Annotated in this window: 26 protein-coding genes; 10 read left to right on the top strand and 16 right to left on the bottom strand. The window is 66.1% G+C overall.

Annotated features, from left to right (window positions below):
* Positions 1 to 4: 4 nt before the first annotated feature.
* Positions 5 to 1,183, bottom strand: coding sequence for an acetyl-CoA C-acetyltransferase (locus BLM15_RS23665; RefSeq protein ID WP_126115050.1), 1,179 nt, complete (start codon positions 1,181 to 1,183; stop codon positions 5 to 7).
* Positions 1,184 to 1,434: 251 nt separating this feature from the next.
* On the opposite strand from BLM15_RS23665, the gene phaR reads away from it, so the two are divergent.
* Positions 1,435 to 2,013, top strand: coding sequence for a polyhydroxyalkanoate synthesis repressor PhaR (gene phaR / locus BLM15_RS23660; protein ID WP_126115049.1), 579 nt, complete (start codon positions 1,435 to 1,437; stop codon positions 2,011 to 2,013).
* A gap of 52 nt (positions 2,014 to 2,065) precedes the next feature.
* On the opposite strand, the gene BLM15_RS23655 is transcribed toward phaR, so the two are convergent.
* On the bottom strand, positions 2,066 to 3,763 hold the full coding sequence (locus tag BLM15_RS23655) for an EAL domain-containing protein (RefSeq protein ID WP_126115048.1): 1,698 nt from the start codon (positions 3,761 to 3,763) through the stop codon (positions 2,066 to 2,068).
* Positions 3,764 to 3,929: 166 nt separating this feature from the next.
* Between BLM15_RS23655 and BLM15_RS23650 the strand changes: the two genes are divergently transcribed.
* On the top strand, positions 3,930 to 4,145 hold the full coding sequence (locus BLM15_RS23650) for a hypothetical protein (RefSeq protein WP_126115047.1): 216 nt from the start codon (positions 3,930 to 3,932) through the stop codon (positions 4,143 to 4,145).
* 76 nt (positions 4,146 to 4,221) lie between these two features.
* On the opposite strand, the gene rpmF is transcribed toward BLM15_RS23650, so the two are convergent.
* Both rpmF and mtgA read right to left on the bottom strand, forming a co-directional pair.
* The gene (gene rpmF / locus BLM15_RS23645; protein ID WP_057189713.1) at positions 4,222 to 4,407 is read right to left on the bottom strand and encodes a 50S ribosomal protein L32; all 186 of its coding nucleotides are present in this window, start codon (positions 4,405 to 4,407) and stop codon (positions 4,222 to 4,224) included.
* A 153-nt stretch (positions 4,408 to 4,560) separates the two neighbouring features.
* Positions 4,561 to 5,262, bottom strand: coding sequence for a monofunctional biosynthetic peptidoglycan transglycosylase (gene mtgA / locus BLM15_RS23640; protein ID WP_236846397.1), 702 nt, complete (start codon positions 5,260 to 5,262; stop codon positions 4,561 to 4,563).
* Positions 5,263 to 5,349: 87 nt separating this feature from the next.
* On the opposite strand from mtgA, the gene BLM15_RS23635 reads away from it, so the two are divergent.
* Entirely contained in the window at positions 5,350 to 6,303 is a 954-nt protein-coding gene (locus BLM15_RS23635) for a polyprenyl synthetase family protein (protein WP_126115045.1), read from the top strand.
* Between the two features lie 6 nt (positions 6,304 to 6,309).
* Here the strand turns inward: BLM15_RS23635 and BLM15_RS23630 are convergent, their stop codons facing one another.
* The 3 genes from BLM15_RS23630 to BLM15_RS23620 all read right to left on the bottom strand — a co-directional run bounded on the left by BLM15_RS23630 (position 6,310) and on the right by BLM15_RS23620 (position 10,329).
* Complete coding sequence (locus BLM15_RS23630) at positions 6,310 to 8,295, bottom strand: potassium transporter Kup (RefSeq protein ID WP_126115044.1); 1,986 nt, start codon at positions 8,293 to 8,295, stop codon at positions 6,310 to 6,312.
* A gap of 161 nt (positions 8,296 to 8,456) precedes the next feature.
* Positions 8,457 to 9,734, bottom strand: a complete 1,278-nt coding sequence (gene ispG, locus BLM15_RS23625; protein WP_126115043.1) for a flavodoxin-dependent (E)-4-hydroxy-3-methylbut-2-enyl-diphosphate synthase — start codon at positions 9,732 to 9,734, stop codon at positions 8,457 to 8,459.
* 67 nt (positions 9,735 to 9,801) lie between these two features.
* Complete coding sequence (locus BLM15_RS23620; protein ID WP_126115042.1) at positions 9,802 to 10,329, bottom strand: transcriptional repressor; 528 nt, start codon at positions 10,327 to 10,329, stop codon at positions 9,802 to 9,804.
* Positions 10,330 to 10,446: 117 nt separating this feature from the next.
* Between BLM15_RS23620 and BLM15_RS23615 the strand changes: the two genes are divergently transcribed.
* From BLM15_RS23615 to BLM15_RS23600, 4 genes are all read left to right on the top strand, one after another.
* A complete protein-coding gene (locus BLM15_RS23615) occupies positions 10,447 to 11,232 on the top strand; it encodes a 3-hydroxybutyrate dehydrogenase (protein ID WP_126115041.1) in 786 nt (261 codons plus the stop codon).
* Positions 11,229 to 12,296, top strand: coding sequence for a patatin-like phospholipase family protein (locus BLM15_RS23610; protein ID WP_206438561.1), 1,068 nt, complete (start codon positions 11,229 to 11,231; stop codon positions 12,294 to 12,296). The genes BLM15_RS23615 and BLM15_RS23610 overlap by 4 nt, the downstream gene beginning before the upstream one ends.
* A 142-nt stretch (positions 12,297 to 12,438) precedes the next feature.
* Positions 12,439 to 13,140 (top strand): L,D-transpeptidase, encoded by a 702-nt coding sequence (locus BLM15_RS23605; protein WP_126115040.1) that lies wholly within the window; start codon positions 12,439 to 12,441, stop codon positions 13,138 to 13,140.
* A gap of 227 nt (positions 13,141 to 13,367) precedes the next feature.
* Positions 13,368 to 13,583, top strand: coding sequence for a DUF1059 domain-containing protein (locus BLM15_RS23600; RefSeq protein WP_126115039.1), 216 nt, complete (start codon positions 13,368 to 13,370; stop codon positions 13,581 to 13,583).
* A gap of 17 nt (positions 13,584 to 13,600) precedes the next feature.
* Here the strand turns inward: BLM15_RS23600 and BLM15_RS23595 are convergent, their stop codons facing one another.
* Together BLM15_RS23595 and BLM15_RS23590 are read right to left on the bottom strand one after the other, a co-directional pair.
* Positions 13,601 to 14,263, bottom strand: coding sequence for a class I SAM-dependent methyltransferase (locus tag BLM15_RS23595; RefSeq protein ID WP_126116326.1), 663 nt, complete (start codon positions 14,261 to 14,263; stop codon positions 13,601 to 13,603).
* 5 nt (positions 14,264 to 14,268) lie between these two features.
* Complete coding sequence (locus tag BLM15_RS23590; RefSeq protein WP_236846396.1) at positions 14,269 to 15,423, bottom strand: glycosyltransferase family 4 protein; 1,155 nt, start codon at positions 15,421 to 15,423, stop codon at positions 14,269 to 14,271.
* A gap of 143 nt (positions 15,424 to 15,566) precedes the next feature.
* Here BLM15_RS23590 and BLM15_RS23585 point away from each other — a divergent pair, with 143 nt between their 5' ends.
* Positions 15,567 to 16,991, top strand: coding sequence for a M20 family metallopeptidase (locus tag BLM15_RS23585; RefSeq protein WP_126115037.1), 1,425 nt, complete (start codon positions 15,567 to 15,569; stop codon positions 16,989 to 16,991).
* A 50-nt stretch (positions 16,992 to 17,041) separates the two neighbouring features.
* Here BLM15_RS23585 and BLM15_RS23580 read toward each other — a convergent pair whose 3' ends face one another.
* Both BLM15_RS23580 and BLM15_RS23575 read right to left on the bottom strand, forming a co-directional pair.
* Positions 17,042 to 17,698 carry a hypothetical protein gene (locus BLM15_RS23580; protein ID WP_126115036.1) on the bottom strand — a complete coding sequence of 219 codons (657 nt, stop codon included), beginning with the start codon at positions 17,696 to 17,698 and terminating at the stop codon, positions 17,042 to 17,044.
* Positions 17,699 to 17,848: 150 nt separating this feature from the next.
* The gene (locus BLM15_RS23575; RefSeq protein ID WP_126115035.1) at positions 17,849 to 18,160 is read right to left on the bottom strand and encodes a hypothetical protein; all 312 of its coding nucleotides are present in this window, start codon (positions 18,158 to 18,160) and stop codon (positions 17,849 to 17,851) included.
* 200 nt (positions 18,161 to 18,360) lie between these two features.
* Here BLM15_RS23575 and BLM15_RS23570 point away from each other — a divergent pair, with 200 nt between their 5' ends.
* On the top strand, positions 18,361 to 18,888 hold the full coding sequence (locus BLM15_RS23570; RefSeq protein WP_126115034.1) for a hypothetical protein: 528 nt from the start codon (positions 18,361 to 18,363) through the stop codon (positions 18,886 to 18,888).
* A gap of 4 nt (positions 18,889 to 18,892) precedes the next feature.
* On the opposite strand, the gene BLM15_RS23565 is transcribed toward BLM15_RS23570, so the two are convergent.
* The 5 genes from BLM15_RS23565 to rpsU form a co-directional block, all read right to left on the bottom strand.
* Positions 18,893 to 20,212, bottom strand: a complete 1,320-nt coding sequence (locus BLM15_RS23565; protein WP_206438697.1) for a TRAP transporter large permease — start codon at positions 20,210 to 20,212, stop codon at positions 18,893 to 18,895.
* A gap of 8 nt (positions 20,213 to 20,220) precedes the next feature.
* On the bottom strand, positions 20,221 to 20,814 hold the full coding sequence (locus BLM15_RS23560) for a TRAP transporter small permease subunit (protein ID WP_126115033.1): 594 nt from the start codon (positions 20,812 to 20,814) through the stop codon (positions 20,221 to 20,223).
* Between the two features lie 87 nt (positions 20,815 to 20,901).
* Entirely contained in the window at positions 20,902 to 22,017 is a 1,116-nt protein-coding gene (locus BLM15_RS23555) for a TRAP transporter substrate-binding protein (protein ID WP_126115032.1), read from the bottom strand.
* Between the two features lie 278 nt (positions 22,018 to 22,295).
* Positions 22,296 to 22,670: a DUF6481 family protein gene (locus BLM15_RS23550; protein WP_126115031.1), complete on the bottom strand. Its 375-nt coding sequence runs from the start codon at positions 22,668 to 22,670 to the stop codon at positions 22,296 to 22,298.
* 82 nt (positions 22,671 to 22,752) lie between these two features.
* Positions 22,753 to 23,016, bottom strand: coding sequence for a 30S ribosomal protein S21 (gene rpsU, locus BLM15_RS23545; protein WP_110489825.1), 264 nt, complete (start codon positions 23,014 to 23,016; stop codon positions 22,753 to 22,755).
* A gap of 212 nt (positions 23,017 to 23,228) precedes the next feature.
* Between rpsU and BLM15_RS23540 the strand changes: the two genes are divergently transcribed.
* Positions 23,229 to 23,816, top strand: a complete 588-nt coding sequence (locus BLM15_RS23540; RefSeq protein WP_126115030.1) for a hypothetical protein — start codon at positions 23,229 to 23,231, stop codon at positions 23,814 to 23,816.
* Positions 23,817 to 23,861 lie beyond the last annotated feature (45 nt).

Here is a 23,861-nt window from a genome sequence, read left to right as displayed (position 1 = left end):
GCTGTCAGCGCTCCACTGCAAGGGCGATGCCCATGCCGCCGCCGATGCAGAGCGTCGCGAGCCCCTTCTTGGCGTCGCGCTTGGCCATTTCGTGCAGCAGCGTCACCAGCACGCGCGCGCCGGAGGCGCCGATCGGGTGGCCGATCGCGATCGCGCCGCCATTGACGTTGACGATATCGGGGTCCCAGCCGAGATCCTTGTTCACCGCCAGCGCCTGCGCCGCGAAAGCCTCGTTGGCCTCGACGAGATCGAGATCACCGACCTTCCAGCCGGCCTTCTCGAGCGCCTTGCGCGTCGCCGGGATCGGGCCTGAGCCCATGATCGCCGGATCGACGCCGGCCGTCGCCCAGGAGGCGATGCGGGCCAGCGGGGTGAGGCCGCGCTTGCTCGCTTCCTTCGCCGTCATCAGGACGAGCGCCGCAGCGCCATCATTGATACCCGAGGCATTGCCGGCGGTCACCGTGCCATCCTTCGAGAAGGCGGGCCTGAGCTTGGCCATCGCCTCGAGCGTCGCGCCATCGCGGATGTACTCGTCGGCGTCGACGACGATGTCGCCCTTGCGCGTCGAAACCGTCACGGGCGCGATCTCGTCCTTGAACCGGCCGGCCTTCCTGGCCGCCTCGGCCTTGTTCTGCGAGCCGACGGCGAAGCGGTCCTGCTCCTCGCGGCTGATCTGCCATTTGGTCGCGACGTTCTCAGCCGTGGTGCCCATGTGATAGCCGTGGAAGATATCCCAAAGGCCGTCCTTGATCATCGTGTCGATGAACTTGACGTCGCCCATCTTGGTGCCGGCGCGCATATGGGCGGCATGGGCCGAGAGCGACATCGATTCCTGGCCGCCGGCGACGATGATGTTGGCGTCGCCATTGGCGATCTGCTGCATGCCGATCGCCACCGCGCGCAGGCCCGAACCGCAGACCTGATTGAGGCCCCAGGCGGTCGCGCCCTGCGGCACGCCGGCATCGAAGGCCGCCTTGCGGGCCGGGTTCTGGCCCTGCGCCGCTGTCAGCACCTGGCCAAGGATGACCTCGTCGACCTCTCCGGCTTCGACCTTGGCGCGCTTCAGCACCTCCTTGATCACCGCCGAGCCGAGATCGTGAGCCGGCGTGTTGGCGAAGGCGCCGCTGAAGGAACCCACGGCGGTGCGCGCCGCACCGACGATCACGATGTCATTCTCAGCCATGGGGCCCATCCTCCGGTTCTCTTCCGCCGGCCATCCGGCCGTACGACGTGTCCCGCCCACCTTCGAAGGGGCGGACGACGCCGTCAAGACGGCGAGACGGCTAAGCCCATCATCGAGGCAAACTCGGCGCAGCCCCGCCCTGCGCTCAAAAAACTTGCAGCAGGCAGCCGAAGAGCTATCGTCACATTCGGGACCGATTTCCGGCCTTGCCCGATCCCCGGGTTGTGGCCGCAACAGCCGTGTGGGTGTCGATGGCCAGCGACAAAGAACCGACTGTCATCAAGAAATACGCCAATCGCCGGCTATACCACACGGGTACGAGCTCCTACGTCACATTGGAGGATCTGGCCGGCCTGGTGCGCAACGGCGAGGATTTCGTCGTCTATGACGCCAAGAGCGGCGACGACATCACCCGCTCGGTGCTGGCCCAGATCATCTTCGAGGAAGAGAGCAAGGACGGGCAGAACCTGCTGCCGATCGCCTTTCTGCGTCAGCTGATCCGCTTCTACGGCGACAGCATGCAGGCGCTGGTGCCGCGCTATCTCGAATTCTCGATGGACAATCTGACCCAGGATCAGAACAAAATCCGCGAGCAGATGAGCAAGGCCTTTGGTACCGGCGCCATCGACGCGCTCCAGGCCCAGACCCGCGCCAACATGGCGATGTTCACCGAGGCGTTCAGGCTGTTCAATCCGTTCGCGGCGGCAGCCGCTGCGAAAGGCCGCGGCGAGGCGCCCGCAAAGGGGGGCGAGAACGGCGAGCTCGGCGACCTGAAGCGCGAGCTTAGCGAAATGCGTGAGCGGCTGGACCGGCTCGCCAAGGAGAAATGAGACGCCTCTGGCCGTCATGTCCGCTCGGCTGAACCGCCGAGCGGAAAGAGGCTCAGCCCGCGGCCTGCAGCAGCGGCCTGTCGGGCGCGCCCTCCGAGAGCCACAGTTCGGCCTTGCCGACCATGTGGCCTTGCAGATAGGTCACACCCCAATCGCACAACATCGAAGCCTGCAACTCGTCGTCGACCCATTCGGCGACCGTCTCGACGCCGAGGTGATGAGCCAGTTCGAGTAGGGTACGCACGAAGAAGCGATCGTCGGTCGAACGCCGCAGATTTTGCGTGAAGGCGCCATCGAGCTTGAGGATGTCGATCGGAAAGGCGCGCAGGTGCCTGAGCGAGGTGTGGCCCGCTCCGAAATCATCGATCGCAATGCGGGGACCGCATTGCTTGACTCGGGTGAGCAGCTTCGCCATGCGCGCCGGATCCTCGATCGTAGCGGTCTCGGTGACCTCGACGATCAGACGCTTCGCAGCGGCCGGGTTCGCCCCGACCCCAGCTTCGAAGCCCTCGATCCAGTCCGGATCGGTGAGTGAACGCGGCGAGACGTTGATCGACAGCACCGCTTCCGGCCGATCCGCCAGAAGCGACATGGCAAGCTCGAACACGCGATGGTCGAACAGGCCGACCAGCCCGCGTCTTTCGAGCAGCGGCACCAGCTCCGCTGCGGCAAGGAAGCCGCCAACTTGCGGACGTTCGACCCGCAGCAACGCCTCGCTGAAGGCCAGAGCACGGCCCTTGGCCGTCACCACCGGCTGGAGCGCCAGCCTCACCTTGCGCTCGTTGAGTGCGGCGACAGCCTCGAGGTCGAGACGCGGTGCGACCTCGCCCGCTTCGGCCGCGACAGGGCGTTGCGCGATCACGGCAGCGTCGCGGGCGCCTGCCTCGGCGCCGGCGAGCGCATTCTCGGCGGCCTCGACCAGCACCGAGCCGTGGCGGGATAGATCGGGAGCGATCGCGGCCCCGACGCGCAGCCGCGCCAGCGCGATCCCGCGCGAGGTCTCGACTGCGGAGCGCGCCACGGCTTTGATGAAGCGCTGCGCAGCCGCCTCGATCTGATTGGCCGGGCACGCACCGAGGAGGATGGCGAAACGGTTGCCGGCATAGTGCATCAGCTGGTCGCGCCGGCGCATTACCGAGTGCAGGCGCTGCCTGACCTCTTCGATGATCTCCTCGGTCCCCTCATGGCCGAAATCGTTGTTGAGCCGCGCAAGATCGCCGATCGACGCGATGAGCACGACAACGGAGCGCTCCGCCGGAAGATTCTCCGCCAGAGCCTCGTCGACACGCTCGACCAGGGCATCGCGATCGCAGAGATCGCTGCCCGCCATGGCAAGCTCTTCCGGCCGCACTGCGCGCTCCAGCCTGAGCACGCCACGCGCACTTGCCGGGCGGCCGTCGATGCCGGCGAACCACCGCCCCGCATCCTCGATCCACATCTTGCGGCCGGCGAGATCGGCGGCGTAGCGCGTGCGATAGATCGCCCCATCGCCTAGATCCTGCCCGCCCGAGGAGAAGATCGCGTCATAGCGGCTGCGGCCGCTGCCGGGTTCGACCAGCCCGGCGAAGGCCAGGCCCCGCCCCAGTACTGCTGCCGGCACCGGGCCAAGCACCTCCACCGCGTTCGGACCCCAGCTCAACGTGTCGCTGCCGATGTCCCAGCTATATGCGACTTCGCCGATCGAGGAGAGCAGGCTGCGCGGCTCGACGATCCTCTCGTCGCGGGATCCGAACAGGGACGGCGCAGGCATGGGTGCGGCTGCCTCGGGCGATAGGGAAGAAACCGCCCCGTTCTGGATGTGGGATGGCGGGAACTGTCCCGAAACGATGCATGTACCTGCGTTAACGCTGGGTTAAGATTGGCGTCCGGATTGCAAGGATTCGTTCCCGAACCCTCGAATGTTCCGGAGCGGTACAATGGTCGAGGCAGAACGACCCGAGGCAGCCTTCGCCTACGAGGAGGAGCGCACCCCGTGCGTCTCGGCCGCTTTTCTCGTCCAGCTTGCCGCCAGCCACGCCGGAATCGGCCCGTTCGCCCGCCGCGACCGCGAAACCCCATTCATTGGCGCCCGTCGCTATTATGAAGGGATTGCGAGCCGCGGCCTGCCCCGCAGGCTGCTTCGCTCGGCCTGACGCCCAAACGAAAAAGGCCGGCCTCGCGGCCGGCACTCTTCGGTCATGGAGACGGAGCCCGGATGGGCGCGTCGCCTCAGGCCTCGGTCTTGGCCTTCAGCACCTGACGGCCGCGATACATGCCGGACTTCAGGTCGATATGGTGCGGACGGCGCAGCTCGCCCGAGTTCTTGTCTTCGATATAGGTGGGCTGCTTCAGCGCGTCGGCCGAGCGGCGCATGCCGCGCTTCGACGGCGAGGTCTTTCTCTTCGGAACGGCCATCGGTACTCTCCATCATGCCTTCGCGCGAGGCGGGGCTTCTCACCCGCACCACTGTCGCGACGACGTCACATTCGTGATGAGGGCTGGCCTTTACACGCTCGCGCGGGCTCTGGCTAGACCATGCTGCGGAAAAAGTGGCACCCGACCGCTTCCTCAGGAAGGAAGCGCACAGTTGCCGAGCGGCCCGAGCTGGTTCATCCGCCGCTGCACCCGTCCGGCGGCCGACTGCAGCGCGCGGCTCGGCTGCGAGGGATTGCGCAGGATCGGGTTCGGCAGCGCCCCGGCGAGCTTCGCCGCCTCCGCGGGCGTCAATCGGGAGGCCGGCTTGCCGAAATGGCGCAGGGCTGCGGCTTCTGCCCCGAAGATGCCGTCCCCCCATTCGGCGATGTTGAGATAGACCTCGATCACCCGCCGCTTTGGCCAGGCGAGATCGATCGCCAGCGCCATCGGCAGCTCCATCCCCTTGCGCAGATAGGAACGGCCCGGCCAGAGGAAGAGATTCTTGGCCGTCTGCATGGTCAGCGTCGATGCGCCGCGGCTCGGTCCATCCTCGTCCTGGAGCACGGCGTTGAGCTCGCCCCAGTCGACACCGGCATGCGAGCAGAAGCGCTGATCCTCCGAGGCAATCACGGCGCGGATGAGATACGGCGAGATCTGCGCCAGCGGCACCCAATCGCGCTCGACCGCACGGAAGGTCAGCCAGCGGCCGAGCATCAAAGTCGAGGGCGCCGGCACGAAACGATAGAGCAGCAGCAAGGCGACGAAGACGACCAGCAGCGCCATCACCAGCCGGATCAGCGCACGGATGATCCGGCCCGCGAGACTCCCGCGTCGCGGAGCCGGAGTGTCAGCCATGCGCGTCATTCCCCCACGCTTGACGATTACGACTGCCTCCGGCAAGCCCCGCGCGCCAAACTCCGCCAGCCAACGCGAGAAGTGATCATGAGTTCCGTGGAACGGACCGCCCCCGCCGCGGCTTTGGCCAGCGCCCTGTCGGAAACGGCATCGGCAATCGAGGCACTGCTCGAAGCATTGCTGCAGGATAAGCCCGAGGCCGGCGAAGTCCATCGTCCTGTCCGCCTGCTCGCGGCGATGCGCCATGGCGCGCTCGCCGGCGGCAAGCGCCTGCGACCCTTCCTCGTCGTCGAAACGGCGAAGCTCTTCGACGTCCCCGCCGAGCAGGCGCTGCGCGCCGGAGCGGCCGTCGAGCTCGCCCATTGCTATTCGCTGGTCCATGACGACCTGCCGGCCATGGACGACGACGATACCCGTCGCGGCCGACCGACCGTGCACAAGGCCTTCGATGAGGCGACCGCGATCCTCGCCGGCGACGGCCTGCTGACGCTCGCCTTCGACGTCATCGCGGATCCCAAGACACACTCGGATGGCGAGACCCGTGCCGCGATCATCCTGCAGCTCGCCCGCTCGCTCGGCCTCGGCGGCATGGTCGGCGGCCAGATGCTCGATCTCGCCGCCGAAGGGCGCTTCTCCACCGATGGCGCTCCAGCCAGGCTCGGCGAGGCCGAGATTCGGCAGATGCAGGCGATGAAGACCGGCGCCCTGCTCGCCGGCAGCGTCCTGATCGGTGCCCGCCTCGGCCAAGCCGATCCGGCGCGGATGGCCGCGCTGGAGCGCTATGGCAAGGCGCTCGGCGCCGCCTTCCAGGTCGCCGACGACATCCTCGACATCGAGGCGAGCTCGGAACAGATGGGCAAGGCGACCGCCAAGGACGATGCCAAGGGCAAGGCCACGCTCATCGCGGCGCTCGGGCTCGACGCCGCCAAGCGCGGGCGAGATCGGCTGAGCCAGGAGGCGATCGCAGCCCTCGCGGTGTTCGGGCCGGAGGCGGCCATGCTGCGCGCGGCTGCCGAGTTCACCGCCCAGCGCAAGAGCTGACGCCCCTCAGACCGTCACCTGCGTGCCGACCTCGACGACGCGGCCGGTCGGAATCTGGAAGAAGTTGGTGGCGTCGGTCGCGCTCTTGGTCAGGCCGATATAGAGATTGTCCTGCCAGATCGGCATGCCCGATTGCGGGGACGCCTTGATCGAGCGGCGCGACAGGAAGAACGAGGTCGACATGATGTCGAACTTGAAGCCCTGCTTGCGCAGGATGGCCAGCCCCTTCGGCACGTTCGGGCTCTCCATGTAGCCGTAGATCATCTCGACGCGCCAGAAATCGTCGGTGATGCGCGAGAGCCTGACGCGCTCGCTCTCGGCGACGCGCGGCGTATCGGCCGAGCGCACCGTGAGGATCACGTTGCGCTCGTGCAGCACCTTATTGTGCTTGAGGTTGTGCAGCAGCGAGGCCGGCGCCGTCTCGGGGTCGCTGGTCAGGAACACTGCCATGCCCTTGACCCGGTAGGGCGGGCTCTTGGTCAGCATGCCGACCAATTCGAGCAGCGGCACGTCGGTCTTGCGGGTCTTGTCGAACAGGATCTTGGTGCCGCGCACCCAGGTCCACATCAGGAGAACGAGCGCCATCGCGAACAGCACCGGCACATAGCCGCCGCTGAGCAGCTTCAGCAGGTTCGCCGAGAAGAAGGCGACGTCGATGATGAGGAAGGGCAGAATCACGGCTACAGCGGCCGCCAGCCCCCAGCGCCAACCACGCCAGATCACGATGAAGGCGAGCAGCGAGTCGACCAGCATCGCACCGAACACCGAGATGCCGTAGGCGTGCGAGAGGTTGGACGAGGTCTTGAAGGTCCAGACCAGCAGCAGCACGGTGAAGAGCAGCAGCACGTTGATGCGCGGGATGTAGATCTGCCCGGAGGTGTGCTCGGAGGTGTGGCGGATCTCGAGCCGTGGCAGGAGGCCGAGCTGGATCGCCTGCCGGGTCAGCGAATAGGCGCCGGTGATCACCGCCTGGCTCGCGATGATGGTGGCGAGCGTCGCCATGATCACCAGCGGCAGGATCAGCGCCGGCGGGGCGAGCTTGTAGAACGGATTGTCGATCGCAGTCGGGTCGGACAGGATCAGCGCGCCCTGGCCGAGATAGTTCAGCCACAAGGCCGGGAAGACCAGGTAGATCCAAGCGCTGCGGATCGGCCCGCGACCGAAATGGCCCATATCGGCATAGAGCGCCTCCGCTCCCGTAACCGCCAGGCAGACGCTGCCGAGCACGGCCAGCGACAGGCCCGGATGGTCGATGAAGAAGCGCACGCCCCAATAGGGATTGATCGAGGCGAAAACGCCGAGATCGTCGGAGATGTGGTAGATTCCGAGGCCGGCCAGGGTCAAAAACCAGATCGTCATGACCGGGCCGAAGAAATTGGCGACCTTGCCGGTGCCGCGGCTCTGCACCAGGAACAGCGCGATCAGGATCACCGACGCGATGGTGATGACGTAGTCGTTGAGCACCGGCGTCGCCAGCTTCAGGCCCTCGACCGCCGAGAGCACCGAGATCGCCGGGGTGATCACCGCATCGCCATAAAACAGCGCCGCGCCCGCCATGCCGAGGAAGAGCACGATGCCACCGCGCGTGCGCCCGAGCGCACGCTGCGCCAGCGCCACCAGGGTCAGCGTACCACCCTCGCCGTTATTGTCGGCCCGCAGCAGCAGCACGACATATTTCAGCGTCACCACGATGACCAGCGACCACAGGATCAGCGAAAGTACGCCGATCACCACCTCGCGCGGCAATGGGGCAGCCAGTGTAACCGCCGCGCCACCGCCATGCCCGCCGGAGGCTGCGCCGGTCGCGGCCAGGATCGTCTCGCGCAGCGCATAGAGCGGGCTGGTGCCGATATCGCCGTAGACGACACCCAGCGCTCCCAAGGCGAGCGCGGCATAGCTCTGCGTGGAGTGACCGTTGCCGGCCGGCTCGTCGAGCCCGAAGCGATCACCGTCCGGCTTGGAGGCCGGCGAGTGCTGCTGGTCATGACCCATCAGGGCACTCCGCGGGTGCTGCAATGCAGCGAAAAGGCCGGGGCCTCTAGCACGGCATGTCTTTCAGGCAAAGACGCTAGAGCATGTTCCGCGGAGGTGGGAGCCACTTTCGCCCGGCTCGCGTCGTAAATCGCTTCAAACGATTGAATTGCCGTCGGCGCCTACTCGGCCGCAGCGGCCCGGGCGCCGTAGCGCCGCTCGACGTAAGTCTCGACCATCGTCTTGAACTCGGCGGCGATGGCCGGGCCGCGCAAGGTCGCAACCTTCTTGCCGTCGACGAAGACCGGCGCGGTCGGCGCCTCGCCCGTGCCGGGCAGCGAGATGCCGATATCGGCGTGCTTGGACTCGCCGGGGCCGTTGACGATGCAGCCCATCACCGCGACGTTGAGCGCCTCGATGCCGGGATAGCGCGTCTTCCACTCCGGCATGGAGGTCGAGATCCAGCTTTGGATGTCCATCGCCAGTTCCTGGAACACCGTCGAGGTCGTCCGCCCGCAGCCAGGGCAAGCTGCAACCAGCGGCACGAAGGCGCGAAAGCCCATGGTCTGCAGCAGTTCCTGCGAGGCTTTGACCTCGAGCGTACGGTCGCCACCCGGCTCCGGCGTCAGCGAGAAGCGGATGGTGTCGCCGATCCCGTCCTGCAGCAGCACGCCGAGCGCCGCCGAGGAGGCGACGAGCCCCTTCGAGCCCATGCCGGCCTCGGTCAGGCCGAGATGGATGGCGTAATCGCCGCGTTCCGCCAGCATGCGATAGACGGCGATCAGGTCCTGCACGCCCGAGACCTTGGCCGAGAGGATGATCTTGTCCTTACCGAGCCCGATCTCCTCGGCGCGCTCGGCCGAGAACAGAGCCGACTGCACCATCGCCTCGCGCATCACCGCGCGCGCATCGAGCGGTTTGCGCGCGGCAGCGTTGATGTCCATCAGCGACGTCAACAGCTCCTGGTCGAGCGAGCCCCAGTTGGCGCCGATGCGCACGCTCTTGCCGTGCCTGATCGCGAGCTCGACGATCTGGCCGAACTGCTTGTCCTTCTTGTCCTTGAAGCCGACATTGCCGGGATTGATCCGGTATTTCGCCAGCGCCTGGGCACAGGCCGAATGGTCGGTCAGCAGCTTGTGGCCGATATAGTGGAAATCGCCGATCAGCGGCACGTCGATGCCGAGGATGTCGAGCCGCTCGCGGATATGAGGCACGGCTGCCGCAGCCTCGTCGCGATCGACCGTGATGCGGACCAGCTCCGAACCTGCCCGCGCCAGCGCCGCGACCTGCCCGACCGTCGCCGGAATATCGGCGGTGTCGGTATTGGTCATCGACTGCACCACGATCGGTGCGCCACCGCCGACCTGCACGTGGCCGACCATCACAGGCACGGTACGCTTGCGCGGGGCCGGCGCGGCCTCAGGCCCCTCGGGCAAGCAGGTCAGCGGCTGTTCACTCATGAAATGATCCGGATCCTTGGCCGGCAGCGGCACGTCGCGGTTGCACTGCGCCCTCGCTCGGTGCTCGTCAAGCCGCGGCAGCGTCGCGGCAGTGCTCGCAGCGCCCGACGATCTCGACCACCTGATAGGAAGTCTGGAAGCGGCGCCCCTCAGCCATGCCCTTGATCGCCGCGCGCATCGCCGGCGATGCATCCTCGTCGACGCCACCACAGACTTCGCAGATCAGGAAGGCGACCGTCTCGTTGGCGCCGTGGCCATGCGGACAGGCGATGAAGGCGTTGCGCGAGCTCAGGCGATGCACGAAACCCTGCTCGACCAGGAAGTCGAGCGCCCGGTAGATCGAGATCGGCGCCAGCCGGCGCCCGCCCGGCGGCGAGATTCGGTCGGCGAGATCATAGGCGCCGACCGGCTTGTGGTCGCCATAGAGCGCTTCCAGCGCCTTGCGCCGGATCGGCGTCAGGCGCAGGCCGCGCTCGCGGCAAACCACCTCGGCCCGCGCCAGGCCGGTGGCGGCATGGCGCGAATGATCATGGGCATGCTGGCATTGGCCATGCGCGTGGTCGTGATCGTCGCTTGCAGGCTGCATTTTCGTCATGTTGCGTTGCAATAGCACATCGGGCACCGTCCTGGTGACCGACGCTCCCTCGCTGGCGCAATGCCAGCCTCCGCCGGTAAGTTAAGCGTTCTCAGGCCAAATGTCAGGAGCCGCCCCATGTTCCTCAAGGATCGTACCGCCCTCATCACCGGCTCCACCTCCGGCATCGGCCTGGCCTACGCCCGCGCGCTCGCTGCCGAAGGTGCCAATGTCGTGATCAACGGCTTCGGCGAGGCTGACGCGATCGAGAAGGAGCGTGCCGGCATCGAGAAAGACTTCAAGGTCAAGGCGCGCTACTCGGCCGCCAACATGATGAAGCCGGACGAGATCGCCGCCATGGTCGCCGACGCCGAAAAGGAATTCGGTGCCATCGACATCCTCGTCAACAATGCCGGCATCCAGCATGTCGCCCCGGTCGAAGAATTCCCGATCGAGAAATGGGACCAGATCATCGCGATCAACCTGTCCTCGGCCTTCCACGCCACCCGCGCCGCTTTGCCGAAGATGAAGGCGAAGGGCTGGGGCCGGATCATCAACACGGCTAGCGCCCACGCCTTCGTCGCCTCGCCGTTCAAATCGGCCTATGTCGCGGCCAAGCATGGCATCGCCGGCTTCACCAAGACGGTGGCGCTGGAAGTCGCGACCAATGGCATCACCGTCAACGCGATCGCGCCCGGCTATGTCTGGACGCCTTTGGTCGAGAAGCAGATCCCCGACACGATGAAGGCCCGCAACCTGACCAAGGAGCAGGTCATCAACGACGTGCTGCTGCTGGCCCAGCCGACCAAGGAGTTCGTCACCGTCGAGCAGGTCGCGGCGCTCGCCGTCTTCCTCTGCACCGATGCGGCGAAATCGATCACCGGCACGACCCTGCCGATGGACGGCGGCTGGACCGCCGCGTGACCGGCCGCAGGAAGCGCAAGGTCCCGCAGGTCAAAGGCCTGGCGGGGCCGAAAGCCGAGAAGTCGGTCAACCTCGCGCTCCAGGGCGGGGGCGCGCACGGCGCGTTCACCTGGGGCGTGCTCGACGCGATCCTCTCCGATGGCCGCCTCGCCATCGAGGCGATGACCGGCGCCAGCGCCGGCGCGATGAACGCGGTGGTGCTGACCGAGGGCTGGCTCGACGGCGGCAGCGACGGCGCCCGCACGGCGCTGGAGAATTTCTGGCGCCGGATCAGCGTCGACGGCAAATATGGCGGCTCGGAGCGCTCGCTGCTCGACACCATGCTCGGCGCCTGGACGGATGGGCGCCCGCCGGGGTTGATCTGGTTCGAGCTGCTCTCGAAGGTGGCGAGCCCCTATGACGTCAACCCGCTCAACATCAATCCGTTGCGCGGCGTGATCGCCGACCTGATCGATTTCGACAAGGTCCAGGGCTGCGCCGACGTCAACCTGTTCATCTCGGCAACCAATGTCCGCACCGGCAAGATCAAGATCTTCACCCGGCAGGAACTGACCGCCGACCACCTGATGGCCTCCGCCTGCCTGCCGGCGCTGTTCCAGGCGGTCGAGATCGACGGACAGGCCTATTGGGACGGCGGCTATATGGGCAACCCGCCGCTGTTCCCGCTGTTCTACGAGGCTGCCGGCGACGACATCATGCTCGTCCAGATCAACCCGCTCGAGCGTCGCGACCTGCCGACCAATGCGCGGGCGATCCAGGACCGGCTGAACGAGGTCACGTTCAACGCCTCGCTCCTGCGCGAACTGCGCGCCATCGACTTCGTCAACCGCCTGCTCGACGACGGCAAGCTCTCGACCGGCGACTACAAGCGCGTGCTGATGCATCGGATCGACGGCGGCCTGCCGCTGGCGCAGCTGACCTCATCTTCGCGCCTCAATTCCGAATGGAGCTTCCTGCTCAGCCTGCGCGACATGGGCCGCACCGCGGCCAAGCGCTGGCTGAAGCGTAACTACGATGCCATCGGAGTCCAGGGGACCTTGGATCTGAAGGAAGCGATTTCGTAAGACGTGAGGCCGCTAATGCGGTAAGGGCGCAAGGCTTGCAAGCTAGGGCACATGACGGCAGTCTCGGCCCAGCCAAGACGTTCAACGGATGTATGCCAGCGCAGTCTCTTGCCGGGCTACAGGACACGGGAAGTCCAGGACCATGATCATCGACGATAGCAATGCCGAAGCCGGCAAGATCGCTCCGCTCGGACGTCGTTCAGAGCTTCTCAACCGCCGCTCGTTCTTGGCCGGCTCTGCCGCCGGTCTCGGCGCGCTCGGGCTCGGCGGTTGCGCGACCTCCGACGGGATGAGCCTCGCCGAGGCGCAGAAGCTCTATGGACCGGTGCCGGAAGAGAAGTTCCCGATCCCGGCGATCGATGTCACCCATGTCGATCCGAAATATTTCCGCCGGACGGTCGCCTACGACACCAGGGAAGCGCCGGGCACGGTCATCGTCGATCCCGGCAATTACTACGTCTATCGCGTCGAAGGCGACGGCACCGCGACCCGCTATGGCGCCAATGTCGGCCGCGACGGCTTCCGCTGGAAAGGCGATGCCTATGTCGGGCGCAAGTCCGAATGGGCGACCTGGACGCCGCCCAAGGAGATGATCAAGCGCCAGCCCGAGGCCGCCAAATATGCCCGCGGTATGCCGGGCGGCCTCGACAACCCGCTCGGCGCGCGCACGCTCCATCTCTATCAGAACGGCGCCTACACGCTCTACACGATCTACGCCTCGCTCGACGCGGAATCGATTGGAAACGGTATCACGAGCGGCTGCATCGGCCTGCTCACGCAGGACATGATCCACCTGTACAACAACACGCCGGTCAAGACGAAGGTGGTGGTGCTGGCGGCCTGAGGGCCGCGGCGGCGGCGTTCAGGTCCGGGCGCTGCCGTGTCGGTAGCGCCGGTTCCCTTCTCGTCTCAATCCCAAGCTCAATGGTCACGGCGCGGTAGACCGAATAGTCACGCTTGCCAGCATCGTTGGACTGCGTTTCGCTTTTGCGGCAATCGCGCCTGGGCGTATTGTGGGCCAGGCAGCCCTTTGACCTGAAGGGCGCCGGATCTTCCAATCGGGAGGATGCCATGGGACGCAAATTCATCGACTGCCGTGAATTCCCGAGCGAGATGAACTGCTCAATCGCGATCGGCGCCGATACCGAGGGCGAACTGCTGGAGGCGGCCGTCCAGCATGCTGTTAAGGTTCACGGGCACCAGGATACGCCCGAATTGCGGGATCAACTCAGGGGCGTCATCAAAGACGGCATTCCCTCGGAGAAAGCGCCGAGCCGGGCCGCCTGAACGAGAGCCCCCGCCGTCTAGCGCCCTTCGCCCGTCAGTGCCCAGACCGAGCTCTTCTTGATCTCGGCATCCTCAAGCGCCCGCGTCACCGGTACCTGATAGGTCGCGACTTCGGTGAGCCTGTCCTTCGGCAGATAACTGCGGCCGGGATCGCCGATCAGCACGGTCGCGCCGCGCTGTGACAGGGCGCAAAGCCAGTCGATCACCTGCGCCGCGAGCTCGCGCTCATAGCAGATGTCTCCCGCGAGGATGACGTCCCAGCCCTGGTCGAGGCCGATGAGATCGTCGAGCCGGGCTTCGATGGAAACGCCGTTCACCTGCGCATTGAGCCCGATTGCGGCCGCGGCGAAGGCGTCGATATCGGCCGCGATCACCTGCATCGCGCCTGCCTTCGCTGCAGCGATGGCGACGAGGCCGGAGCCGCTGGCGAAATCGAGCACGCGCCGGCCGCGCACGACGTCCGGATGGTCGAGGATATAGCGCGCCAGCGCCTGCCCGCCGGCCCAGGCGAAAGCCCAGAACGGCGGCGGCAGGCCGATCGTCGCCAACTCCTCTTCGGTTTTCTGCCAGAGCTCGGTCGCCTCCTCAGCGACATGAAGTGAAATCTCCGGCGCATGCGGCACAGGCAGAAGCCGCGTATGGGTGCGAATGAAGGCGAGCCGGTCCAGCGTGGCGTTCACTGCGCTCAAGCGACCAGATCCGCCTGCCGCTGGCCGAGCAGGGACCGGTAGAGGCCCTTCACACCGTCCATGACGTCGCGCTCGGTGTAGCCGGCGAGCAGGCGCTCGCGCGCGCTTTGCCCCATGCGCTCGACCTGACCGGGCGAAGAGGCGAGCGTCACCAGCGCCTGTGCCAACGCGGCAATGTCATTGGCGGGGACGACGAAACCATCCTGGCCGGTGCGGACGAAGGAGCGGCAGCCTGGAACATCGGTCGTCAGCAGCGCCCGCCCACAGGCAGCGCCTTCCAGCAAGGTCCGCGGCAGGCCCTCGCCGCCGCGCGAGGGCAGGCAGCAGACATGATGCTTGCGCCAGACATCCTCGATGTCGCGTGTCGGCCCCGCCCAGGTGATGCCCGGCCGCGCCGACCATTCCCGCAAAGTCGCCTCCGGCACCGCCTTGGGGTTGGAGGGATCGGGCGCACCATGCAGGGTCAATTCGACCCGCGCGCCCTGCTTGCGCGCCAAAGTCACCGCCTCGACCGCGAGATCGACGCCCTTCGACCAGAGCATGCGCGCAACGAGCGCGACCTTGAGCGGCGGCTGCGGCAGCATCGGCTCGGGCATCAGGATCAGCGGATCGACCCCGGCGCCGCCGACGATCGCGACTTTCCCGGCATTGGCCGGATCGAGCCCGAGGGTCACCGGGTCATCGGGATTCTCGAACAGGAAGCGCACCTGCGGCCCGTCGATCGCCTCGCGCAGCCACAGCTTCGCCCCCAGCCGCGCCGCATCGGCGAGCCCGCCCTCGCGTGCGCCGAGGAAGCCGAGCCCGGTCAGCGCATAGACACGCCGCTCGACCCCGGCCAGCCGCCCGGCGAGGCCGGCGAGCACGATCGGCTTCAGCGCGATGCAGTGCAGGATGTCGGGCTTTTCGCGCTCGATCAGGCGCTTCAGCGCCATGACCTGCTTGACCAGCGCGACCGGCGAGAGCGAGCGGCGCTCCGCCTCCAACGCGATCAGGCGCGCACCGGTCGCCTCGATCGCCCTGCGATAATTGCGTTCGCGGGCGATCACGGCGACGTCGAGCCCCATTTCGCCGGCGGCCCGCGCCATCGGCAGGAAATGCGAGGCGAAGAACCAGTCCTCGGTGACGACGAAAAGCAGCTTCTGGCGGGCCATGGCGCGCATCAGGCCGATGCCGCGCCGAAAAGCAAGCGCAGAAGAAAGCCATGAGGCAGAGCCGCCATGCCCCACGGTTGCTGGACGCACGAGCCCGTGCTTGCGACAAGGGGCCCGAGAGGTTCCCTCCAGCGAGAAGAAACATGGACAATCGCAACGACCTCTGGCGTCACGTCGACGCCAGCAAAGAGCGCTTCATCGAACTCAGCGACCGGGTCTGGGCCATTCCCGAGGTCTGCTACACCGAGAAGCGCTCGGTCGCCGAGCATGTCGCCGAGCTCCAGCACCAGGGCTTCCGGATCACCGAGAACGTTGCCGACATCCCGACCGCAGTGGTCGGCGAAGCCGGCGAAGGCGGGCCGGTCATCGCCTTCCTCGGCGAATATGACGCGCTGCCGGGTCTCAGCCAGGAATCCGGCGTCGCCAAGCATAGCGAGATCGAGACCGGCGGCCACGGCCATGGCTGCGGCCACAACCTGCTCGGTTCGGCCGCGCTGCTGGCGGCGACGGCGATGAAGAACTGGCTCGCCGAGAACAAGCTGCCCGGTCGTGTGCGCTATTATGGTTGCCCGGCCGAGGAAGGTGGCGCCGCCAAGGCGTTCATGGTCCGCGCCGGCGCCTTCAAGGATGCCGACATCGCCATCTCCTGGCACCCGAGCAGCTTCTGGGAGGTCACCCCCCCGCTCTCGCTCGCCAATACCCGCGCCGATTTCATCTTCACCGGCCGCGCCTCGCATGCCGCCGCCTCGCCCGAGCTCGGCCGTAGTGCCCTCGACGCCGTCGAACTGATGAGCGTCGGTGTCAACTACATGCGCGAGCACATGCCGAGCGACGCCCGCGTCCACTATGCCCTGCTCGACACCGGCGGCATCGCCCCCAACGTCGTCCAGGCCCATGCCCGCGTGCGCTACTCGATCCGCGCCCGTGACCTGCCGGGCATGCTCGAGCTGGTCGGCCGCGTCAAGAAGATCGCCGAGGGCGCCGCACTGATGACCGAGACGACGATGGAGATGAAGATCGTCAGCGCCGTCTCCAACGTCGTCGGCAATGGCCCGCTGGAAAAGGCACTACAGGGCATCATGGAAGATCTCGGCCCGCCGCATTTCGACGACGCCGACAAGGAGTTCGCCAGGCAGATCCGCTCGACCCTGTCGCAGAAGGACATCGATGCGGTCTGGCGGGCGATCGGCGTGCCGAAGACCGACGCCGAGCTCGCCGATTTCACGGTGCCGCTCGATTCGCCGCGCAACCCGGCGATCGGCTCGACCGATGTCGGCGACGTCAGCTGGGTCGTCCCGACGGTGCAGGCGCATGCACCGACCGTCGCGATCGGCACGCCCTTCCACACCTGGCAGGTCGTGGCGCAGGGCAAGATGCCGGCGGCGCACAAGGCGATGATCCAGGTCGCCAAGGCGATGGCGGCGACCGGCGCCGCCGTACTGACCGATCCCCAGCTGATGGCTGCCGCCAAGGCCGATTTCCAGAAGCGCGTCGCCGCCGATGGCGGCTATACCTCGCCGGTCCCGGCCGAGGTGAAGCCGCCGCTGACCATGTCGACCGGCGGCTGATCCGCGGAAGCGCGAAAAAGGCCCGCCGGGTTAACCGGCGGGCGAACTCGTCAGCGCTGCCACGCGCGCCACATGTGCAGGTGCAGTGCGATGAAGAGCGGCACACCGAACAATGGCAGCAGCGGAAATTCCGGCAGGGCCGGATTCGCGGCCAGCCAGGGTACGACAACGGTGACCGCGAGCCGCATGACGTTGAGCAGGTCGAGAAGACCCACGAGATTCCATAGCCACAGATGAAGCCGCGAAGGCTGATCGCCGCGACGCATACGCCACAATAGAAGCCCGGCCCACAGTCCGACCGTCATGTCGCCGATCGCGGCAGGTAGCGCGAACGCGGTGGGCAGCCCACCGGCCAACCACAGCATCGCCAGCAGGAAACCAAAAACGGCGCGCCAGAGAAACAGCGCAAGTAGCGGCGTCAGGCTCGCGCCCCGGAAGAAGTCCCGCACCGACGGGACCGCGTGCAAAGCAGCCGCGATCGCGATCGTCGACAGGATAAAAGCGGGCTGCACCGCTGCGTTGTCTTGCCGCCACGCGGCCAGGCTGGGCATGAACGCGAAAGCCGCAGCTATCGCGAACCACACGGTGAGAAGAGCTGCGATCGCCCGACCGTGCACGCCGTTCGCCCGCGTCAGCGCGAACCATGTGCTGACGCCGAAAACCGGAATCAGAAATTGAATCGTCGCGGCAATGAATAGGGGTGTCATCGTCACCGCCTTCAATATGCATGCACATTGTCAGCGAGGTGACATCGACGAGCAAGAACCTAACCACCGGGAGGCGCGCGACGAAAAAAGCCCGCCGGACGAACCGGCGGGCCAGGATGTCGGGCCGGGGAGGAAGGCCCTTGGTGAAACTCAGTAATAGGTACGGCAGACGCGGCGGGTGCCGATGACCTCGCCATAGTAATTGACGCGGTCGACGAGATGGCAGCGACGGGCCGGGCCGTAGGCATAGGCCGGGGCATAGCCGTCATCGTAGTAGCCATAGGCCGGGCCGCTGGCAGCGCCGGCGGCAAGGGCGCCGAGGGCGAGCGCGCCGACGATGCCGGCTCCGATCGCGGCGCCGCGATAGCGCGGGCGGGCCTCGGCATCAGAGGTGGCGAAAACGGAAGCGCCCAGCGCCAAAGCGGCGACGGCGGCGGCGAAGCTCTTCTTGGTGCGGGTCATGTTCATTCTCCGAATGGATAGCCGGGTGGCGAACTGTTCGCCATGCTGCGGACTTGTCGGTCGCAGGGCCGGAATCGCGCGGTTCGCAGAAAAAATTCGCGGAAGGCCGCTTGGTTCCGCTCGGCTGCCTGTGAGCAGCGGCTTGCCGGCAGGCGCTGGATGTCGTCGGATCAGTCGCCTCTGAATGGAGAACCCGCGCCATGACGATCGGACGGCTCGCTCTCGCCATCGGCTTTGCGACCCTGCTCGCAGCGCCTCTCCGCGCCGAGCAATGGGCGAGCAGCTACACCGCCCACGACTACGCCAAATGCCGCAAGGACAAGGGTAATGGCGATCCCGTCGCGGTCCATCGCTGCCCGGGCAAGGCTGGCATCACCGTGGTCTGGACCGCCGGCGACGATTCATCCGCCGTCGCGTTCGGTGGGAAGGCGTTGCAGGAGACGATCTCGGACAAGGCCGCCTTTTTCGAGGTCGGCAGGACGATCGAATGGCGCAGCCCGAAGGGCAGCCGGCCGCAGGCGGCTATCGTGCGCTATGCGACCGGCCAGAGCGTCGGCAAGCTCGATGGCAGCCGGCTCGTCGTCTATCGGCTCGCGCCGGATGGTGCGTCCTGCATTCTCGGCAGCGTCGACGCCCGCAAGTCGGACGCCAATAACTCAGCTCGCCGTCTCGCCGACGAGAAGTCTGCGAGCTTCCGGTGCGGGCAGGACGCCCGCACCGAGGGTTGAGCTCTCAGCCGTAGAGATATTTCGGCAGCCAGAGCGCGATGCCCGGGAAGACATAGACCAGCACCATCGCCACCAGCACGATCCAGAGGAAGGGCATCACGCCCGAGAAGATCTGGTTGATGGTGACGTGCGGCGGCGCGATCCCCTTCAGGTAGAACGGCGCCATCGCCACCGGCGGCGACAGGAACGAGGTCTGGATGTTCAAGGCGATCAGGATGCCGAAGAACAGCGGGTCGATCTTGAAGAATTCCAGCAGCGGCAGGAAAATCGGCACGAAGATCACGATGATCTCGGTCCATTCCAGCGGCCAGCCGAGCACGAAGATGATCACTTGCGCCACGATCAGGAACATGGTCGGCGACAGGTTGAGCGCCGTGACGAGGTTCTTGATCGGCTCGTGACCGCCGAGGATGGCGAAGATCGACGAGAAGATGAACGAGCCGACGAAGAGCCAGCAGACCATCGCCGAGGTCCGCGCCGTCAGGATCACAGACTCCTTGACCTTGGTGAATGTCAGCGAGCGATACGCGGCCGCCAGGATCAGGCTGCCGAGCGAGCCGATCGCGGCGGCTTCCGTCGGCGTCGCCAGGCCGAAGAAGATGCAGCCGAGCACCGACATAATCAGGATGGTGAGCGGGAAGAAGCTGGTCAGCAGCGCCCAGGTCACCGTCGTCCAGGGCACATCGGTCTGCTCCTTCGGCAGCTTCGGCGCCAGAGCCGGGTTGAGCCAGCAGCGGATCAGCACATAAAGCATGTAGAGCCCGGCCAGCAGCAGGCCGGGAAACAGCGCGCCGGCATAGAGCTTGGGCACGGAAACACCGGCGGTCGCGCCGTAGAGGATCAGCATCACCGAGGGCGGGATCAGGATGCCGAGGCAGCCGCCGGCGCAGACCACGCCGGCCGAGAGCCTGACGTCGTAGCCGGCGCGCAGCATCGCCGGGAAGGCGAGCAGCCCCATCAGTGTCACCACCGCGCCGACGATGCCGGTCGCGGTCGCGAAGATCGCGCAGGTCGCGAGCGTCGCGATGGCGAGCGAGCCCGGCACGTTGCCGAGCGCGAGCTGGATTGAGTGGAACAGCTTGTCGAGGATGTTCGCCCGCTCGATGATGTAGCCCATGAAGATGAAGAGCGGAATCGAGACCAGGACGTCGTTGGCCATCACCGAATAGGTGCGCTGGACCACCAGGTTGAAGACGATGTCGCCCATCGCCCAGTAGCCGAAGCCGACACCGAGAGCCATCAGCGTGAAGGCGATCGGGAAACCGAGCATGATGAAGAAGATGAACAGGACGAGCATCACCACGCCCAGTTCCGGATTGCCCATGCCCAGCATCAGATCGCTTTCCCCGCATCGGGCGCGCCCTGCGCGGCCGCGGCCTGTTCGAGAATGAGCTTCTCGGTTTCCTCGACGTCGTGCAGGCGCGGCGGCCACTCGCCGGTGCGCAGGCAGATGACGCAGCGCGCCACCTCGGCCAGCCCCTGCACCGTCATCAGCACGCCGGCGATCGGGATCAGCGACTTGAAATGGTAGAGCGGCGGCCCGTTCGGCGAGTTCGAGGAATGCTCGCCGATCATCCAGGAGAAGGCCGCGAACTTGTAGCCGGCCCAGGCCAGCGCGATGATGCCCGGGAAGAAGAAGAGAAAATAGAGCGCAAGATCGAGCCGCGCCTGCGTCCGCGGGCTCCAGGCACGGTAGAGGAAATCGCCGCGGACATGGGCGTTGCGGGCGAGCGCATAGGGTCCGGCCAGCATGAACAGCGTGCCGTAGAGGATATAACTGACGTCGAAGGCCCATTCGGTCGGCGCGCGCAATACGTAGCGGGCGAAGACCTCGTAGCTGATTGCCAGCGTCAGGATCAGGATCGTCCAGCCGGCGAGCTTGCCGATGGCGGTGTTGAACTTGTCGATCGCGAGGATCAGTTTCATCCGCGTCCGTCGCCTGCTGTTCTAAGAATGGCAAAAGCGCCCGCCGTCACAAGGACGGCGGACGCGGCTCCGTCAGGGCAGCGGCCTTCAGGTCTTGAAGAAGTGGTTGAAGGCGAGATCGCGCGAGGGCTCATTCAGGCGCTGGTAGGAGACCGTGCGCTTGACCCAGTCCTTCTGGCTGTCGACCACCTTCTTGAAGAACGGGCTCTCACCGCCGAGCTTCTCCAGCACCTTGTCCCAGGCGGCGAGCTGCGCCTTCAGGATCACCTCCGGTGTCGCGACGACGGTGACGCCCTTGCCCCGCAGCATTTCGAGATCCTTGGAGTAGCGGTCGAGCGCCTTCCAGATCATGTCGGAGGAGGCCGACTCGGCCGAGTACTTCACGATCGCCTTCTGCTCCGGCGAGAGTGCATCGAACTTGGTCTTGTTGAAGAGCAGTTCGAAGCTCTCCGCCGCCTGGTGATAGCTTTGCAGCATGTAGACCTTGGCGACGTCCTGGAAGCCGAGGATCGAATCCGAGGACGGGTTATTGAATTCGGCGCCGTCGATGACGCCGCGCTCCAGCGCCGGCACGATCTCACCGCCGGCCAGGATCGTCACCGCAGCGCCCATCTCGCGCATCAGGTCGGCGGCGAGACCGACGGTCCGGTATTTCAGGCCCTTGAAGTCGTCGGCCGTCTTCAGCTCCTTCTTGAACCAGCCGAGCGGCTGGCACGGCATCGGCCCGGAGAAGAAGCCGACGAGATTGAGCTTGAGCTGGTTCTGGACGAGGTCGTTATAGAGATCGTAGCCGCCGCCATGGTTCATCCAGCCGAGGAAGTTGGTGGCGTCCCAACCCAGCGCCGGCGGCGTGCCGAACAGCGAGAACGCCTTGTTCTTGCCGTACCAATAGGCCGAGACGCCATGGCCGCCATCGAGGATGCCGGCCGCGACCGCATCCTGCATCTGGAAGGCCGGCACGACGGCGCCGGCGGCGAGCACGTCGACCTTGAGCCGCCCGCCCGACATGTCGTTGATGCGCTTGGCGAAATCGCCGGCGAATTCGTGGAAGATGTCCTTGGTCGGCCAGGTTGATTGGAACTTCCAGGTCACGGTCTGCGCCCGGCTGACCTGCGGCATCGCGATTGCGCCTGCACCTGCGAGCCCGGCCACTTTCAGGAAATTGCGCCTATTGGCGCGCGTCTTCGTCGCTTCGGACGTCATGGTTCTCTCCCCAGAGAAACGGCGCCGTTGAAGCCGGCGTGCATTGTTTGCGGCTCTGATGGCCGTCAGCCTTCAGAGTTTCGGCCGCACGGGGAGATAGCAAGCGTAGAAGTCATTGCACTTTAGTTGCAGGCGGAAGGGATAATGTTCCCAAGGGAATGAGTGCTGTTCTCCTGCGGAAAGAAACAGCCTGGCTAACGCCTATGCGCCAAAGAAAACGGCGCCGCACAAAGTGCAGCGCCGCCATCGATCGGACGAGTCTGATCGAGAATTCGTGTTCAGCGGCGCTTACCGGCGACCCGCATCTCCATATACTGCACGGCTTCGAGCAGCACGCGGCGCGGCCGCTCGGCATCGCGCTTGGCCTGCTCGGCCTTGCGCTGCACCTCGCGCTCGATCTCGGCCAGACGCTCGGCCTCCTCCTGGGCTGCACGCTCCAGGGCGGCGAGGCGCTCGGCTTCCAGGCGCTCCGCTTCCTTCTTGGCATCGCGCTCGGCCCGCGCGACGGCGATCGCCTCGCGCTCGGCCCGACGCTGCACCATCACCGGATCGTCCGGCCCAGGGCGCTTCTTGAAGCGCTCGAGCAGGGCCTTCTTCGCATTGGCGGAGTTGGCCTGGCGGTCGGTGAAATGGCGGTCGTTCGGATTCTTCAAGGTTGGCCTTCAGGAGTTGCTCGGGCGAAAATGCCGCCCGCGCGCAGCAGATAATGCAGCGCGCGGGGTTTTTGTAGTGAAATCAGCGCGGGGCGGCTGCGCCGGCAGCGCGGGGCTTGAGCACCTTCGGCTTCGGCGCGGCGATCAGACCTTCGCGCTGAGCCTGCTTGCGGGCGAGCTTGCGGGCGCGGCGGACGGCCTCGGCCTTCTCGCGGGCGCGCTGCTCGGACGGCTTCTCATAGGAAGCGCGACGCTTCATCTCGCGAAACACACCTTCGCGCTGCAATTTCTTCTTAAGAACGCGAATGGCCTGATCGACATTGTTGTCGCGCACGAGAACCTGCATCCGTGTCTCCAGCTTTGCAGGATGGAAGGAAAAAGGGCCAGGCTGAGCCCGACCCTTGATGAATTATGCGCCCCGGTAACAGAAATCGGCGGCCAGCGCCACCCCCGTTTTACCCCGTTTTGCGCATGGCAAACCCGCATCGCCTCGCGCCTCTTGGCATGACACGGCCCGCCATGCACCCTTGAGCCTCCCGTCGATCACGCCGGACGCCAATGGATTCGCAAGCCGCCAACGAGCTCTTCCCCCATATCCGCATCGTTATCGGCATGGTGGTCGGCCTCGGCATCACGCGGCTGCTCACCGGCCTCGCCAGGCTGATCCAGCACCCGAAGCGCTATCGGCTGTCGGCGATCCATCTGCTGTGGGTTTTTTCGCTGCTCGTCGAGCTCGCTCTGTTCTGGTGGTGGGAGTTCGCGCTGTCGCGGCTGCCGAGCCTGACCTTCAGCACCTTCATCTTCCTGATCGTCTACGCGCTGACGCTCTTCCTGCTCTGTGCACTGCTATTCCCGGACGATCTCGACGAATATGCCGATTACGAGGACTATTTCCTCAACCGCAGGCGCTGGTTCTTCGGCCTCTTCGCGCTGACCTTCGCCCTCGATGTCGTCGATACCGCGATCAAGGGCTCCGAGCGCTGGAGCCACTACAGCGCCGATTATCTCGTCCAGGTCCCGCTCGGTCTCGGGCTCTGCCTGCTCGCCTCGCTCTTCGCCAACAAGCGCCTGCAGCTCGCAACGGCGTTGCTGCACATCGCCTACCAGGCCTACTGGATCGTCCGGGTGCTCGGCGCGCCGGTATGACAGGCCTGTACCGCGCGCGGCGTAGCGGCAATGCACCCGCACTGC

This window comes from Bosea sp. Tri-49, assembly GCF_003952665.1.
Lineage (GTDB): Bacteria > Pseudomonadota > Alphaproteobacteria > Rhizobiales > Beijerinckiaceae > Allobosea.
The sequence above is the reverse complement of the archived record's forward strand: the minus strand, read 5'-3'. Positions and strand labels throughout refer to the sequence as shown.

Bases quoted from the DNA above. Each gene is read 5' to 3' on its own strand.
- ispG (WP_126115043.1), bottom strand. From the start codon at position 9,734: ATGAGTGAACAGCCGCTGACCTGCTTGCCCGAGGGGCCTGAGGCCGCG.
- mtgA (WP_236846397.1), bottom strand. From the start codon at position 5,262: ATGGCTGACACTCCGGCTCCGCGACGCGGGAGTCTCGCGGGCCGGATC.
- BLM15_RS23635 (WP_126115045.1), top strand. From the start codon at position 5,350: ATGAGTTCCGTGGAACGGACCGCCCCCGCCGCGGCTTTGGCCAGCGCC.
- BLM15_RS23630 (WP_126115044.1), bottom strand. From the start codon at position 8,295: ATGGGTCATGACCAGCAGCACTCGCCGGCCTCCAAGCCGGACGGTGAT.
- rpsU (WP_110489825.1), bottom strand. From the start codon at position 23,016: ATGCAGGTTCTCGTGCGCGACAACAATGTCGATCAGGCCATTCGCGTT.
- BLM15_RS23575 (WP_126115035.1), bottom strand. From the start codon at position 18,160: ATGACCCGCACCAAGAAGAGCTTCGCCGCCGCCGTCGCCGCTTTGGCG.
- phaR (WP_126115049.1), top strand. From the start codon at position 1,435: ATGGCCAGCGACAAAGAACCGACTGTCATCAAGAAATACGCCAATCGC.
- BLM15_RS23540 (WP_126115030.1), top strand. From the start codon at position 23,229: ATGGATTCGCAAGCCGCCAACGAGCTCTTCCCCCATATCCGCATCGTT.
- BLM15_RS23560 (WP_126115033.1), bottom strand. From the start codon at position 20,814: ATGAAACTGATCCTCGCGATCGACAAGTTCAACACCGCCATCGGCAAG.
- BLM15_RS23600 (WP_126115039.1), top strand. From the start codon at position 13,368: ATGGGACGCAAATTCATCGACTGCCGTGAATTCCCGAGCGAGATGAAC.
- BLM15_RS23605 (WP_126115040.1), top strand. From the start codon at position 12,439: ATGATCATCGACGATAGCAATGCCGAAGCCGGCAAGATCGCTCCGCTC.
- BLM15_RS23650 (WP_126115047.1), top strand. From the start codon at position 3,930: ATGGTCGAGGCAGAACGACCCGAGGCAGCCTTCGCCTACGAGGAGGAG.
- rpmF (WP_057189713.1), bottom strand. From the start codon at position 4,407: ATGGCCGTTCCGAAGAGAAAGACCTCGCCGTCGAAGCGCGGCATGCGC.
- BLM15_RS23615 (WP_126115041.1), top strand. From the start codon at position 10,447: ATGTTCCTCAAGGATCGTACCGCCCTCATCACCGGCTCCACCTCCGGC.
- BLM15_RS23620 (WP_126115042.1), bottom strand. From the start codon at position 10,329: ATGACGAAAATGCAGCCTGCAAGCGACGATCACGACCACGCGCATGGC.
- BLM15_RS23585 (WP_126115037.1), top strand. From the start codon at position 15,567: ATGGACAATCGCAACGACCTCTGGCGTCACGTCGACGCCAGCAAAGAG.
- BLM15_RS23570 (WP_126115034.1), top strand. From the start codon at position 18,361: ATGACGATCGGACGGCTCGCTCTCGCCATCGGCTTTGCGACCCTGCTC.
- BLM15_RS23665 (WP_126115050.1), bottom strand. From the start codon at position 1,183: ATGGCTGAGAATGACATCGTGATCGTCGGTGCGGCGCGCACCGCCGTG.
- BLM15_RS23580 (WP_126115036.1), bottom strand. From the start codon at position 17,698: ATGACACCCCTATTCATTGCCGCGACGATTCAATTTCTGATTCCGGTT.
- BLM15_RS23590 (WP_236846396.1), bottom strand. From the start codon at position 15,423: ATGGCCCGCCAGAAGCTGCTTTTCGTCGTCACCGAGGACTGGTTCTTC.
- BLM15_RS23565 (WP_206438697.1), bottom strand. From the start codon at position 20,212: ATGGGCAATCCGGAACTGGGCGTGGTGATGCTCGTCCTGTTCATCTTC.
- BLM15_RS23655 (WP_126115048.1), bottom strand. From the start codon at position 3,763: ATGCCTGCGCCGTCCCTGTTCGGATCCCGCGACGAGAGGATCGTCGAG.
- BLM15_RS23555 (WP_126115032.1), bottom strand. From the start codon at position 22,017: ATGACGTCCGAAGCGACGAAGACGCGCGCCAATAGGCGCAATTTCCTG.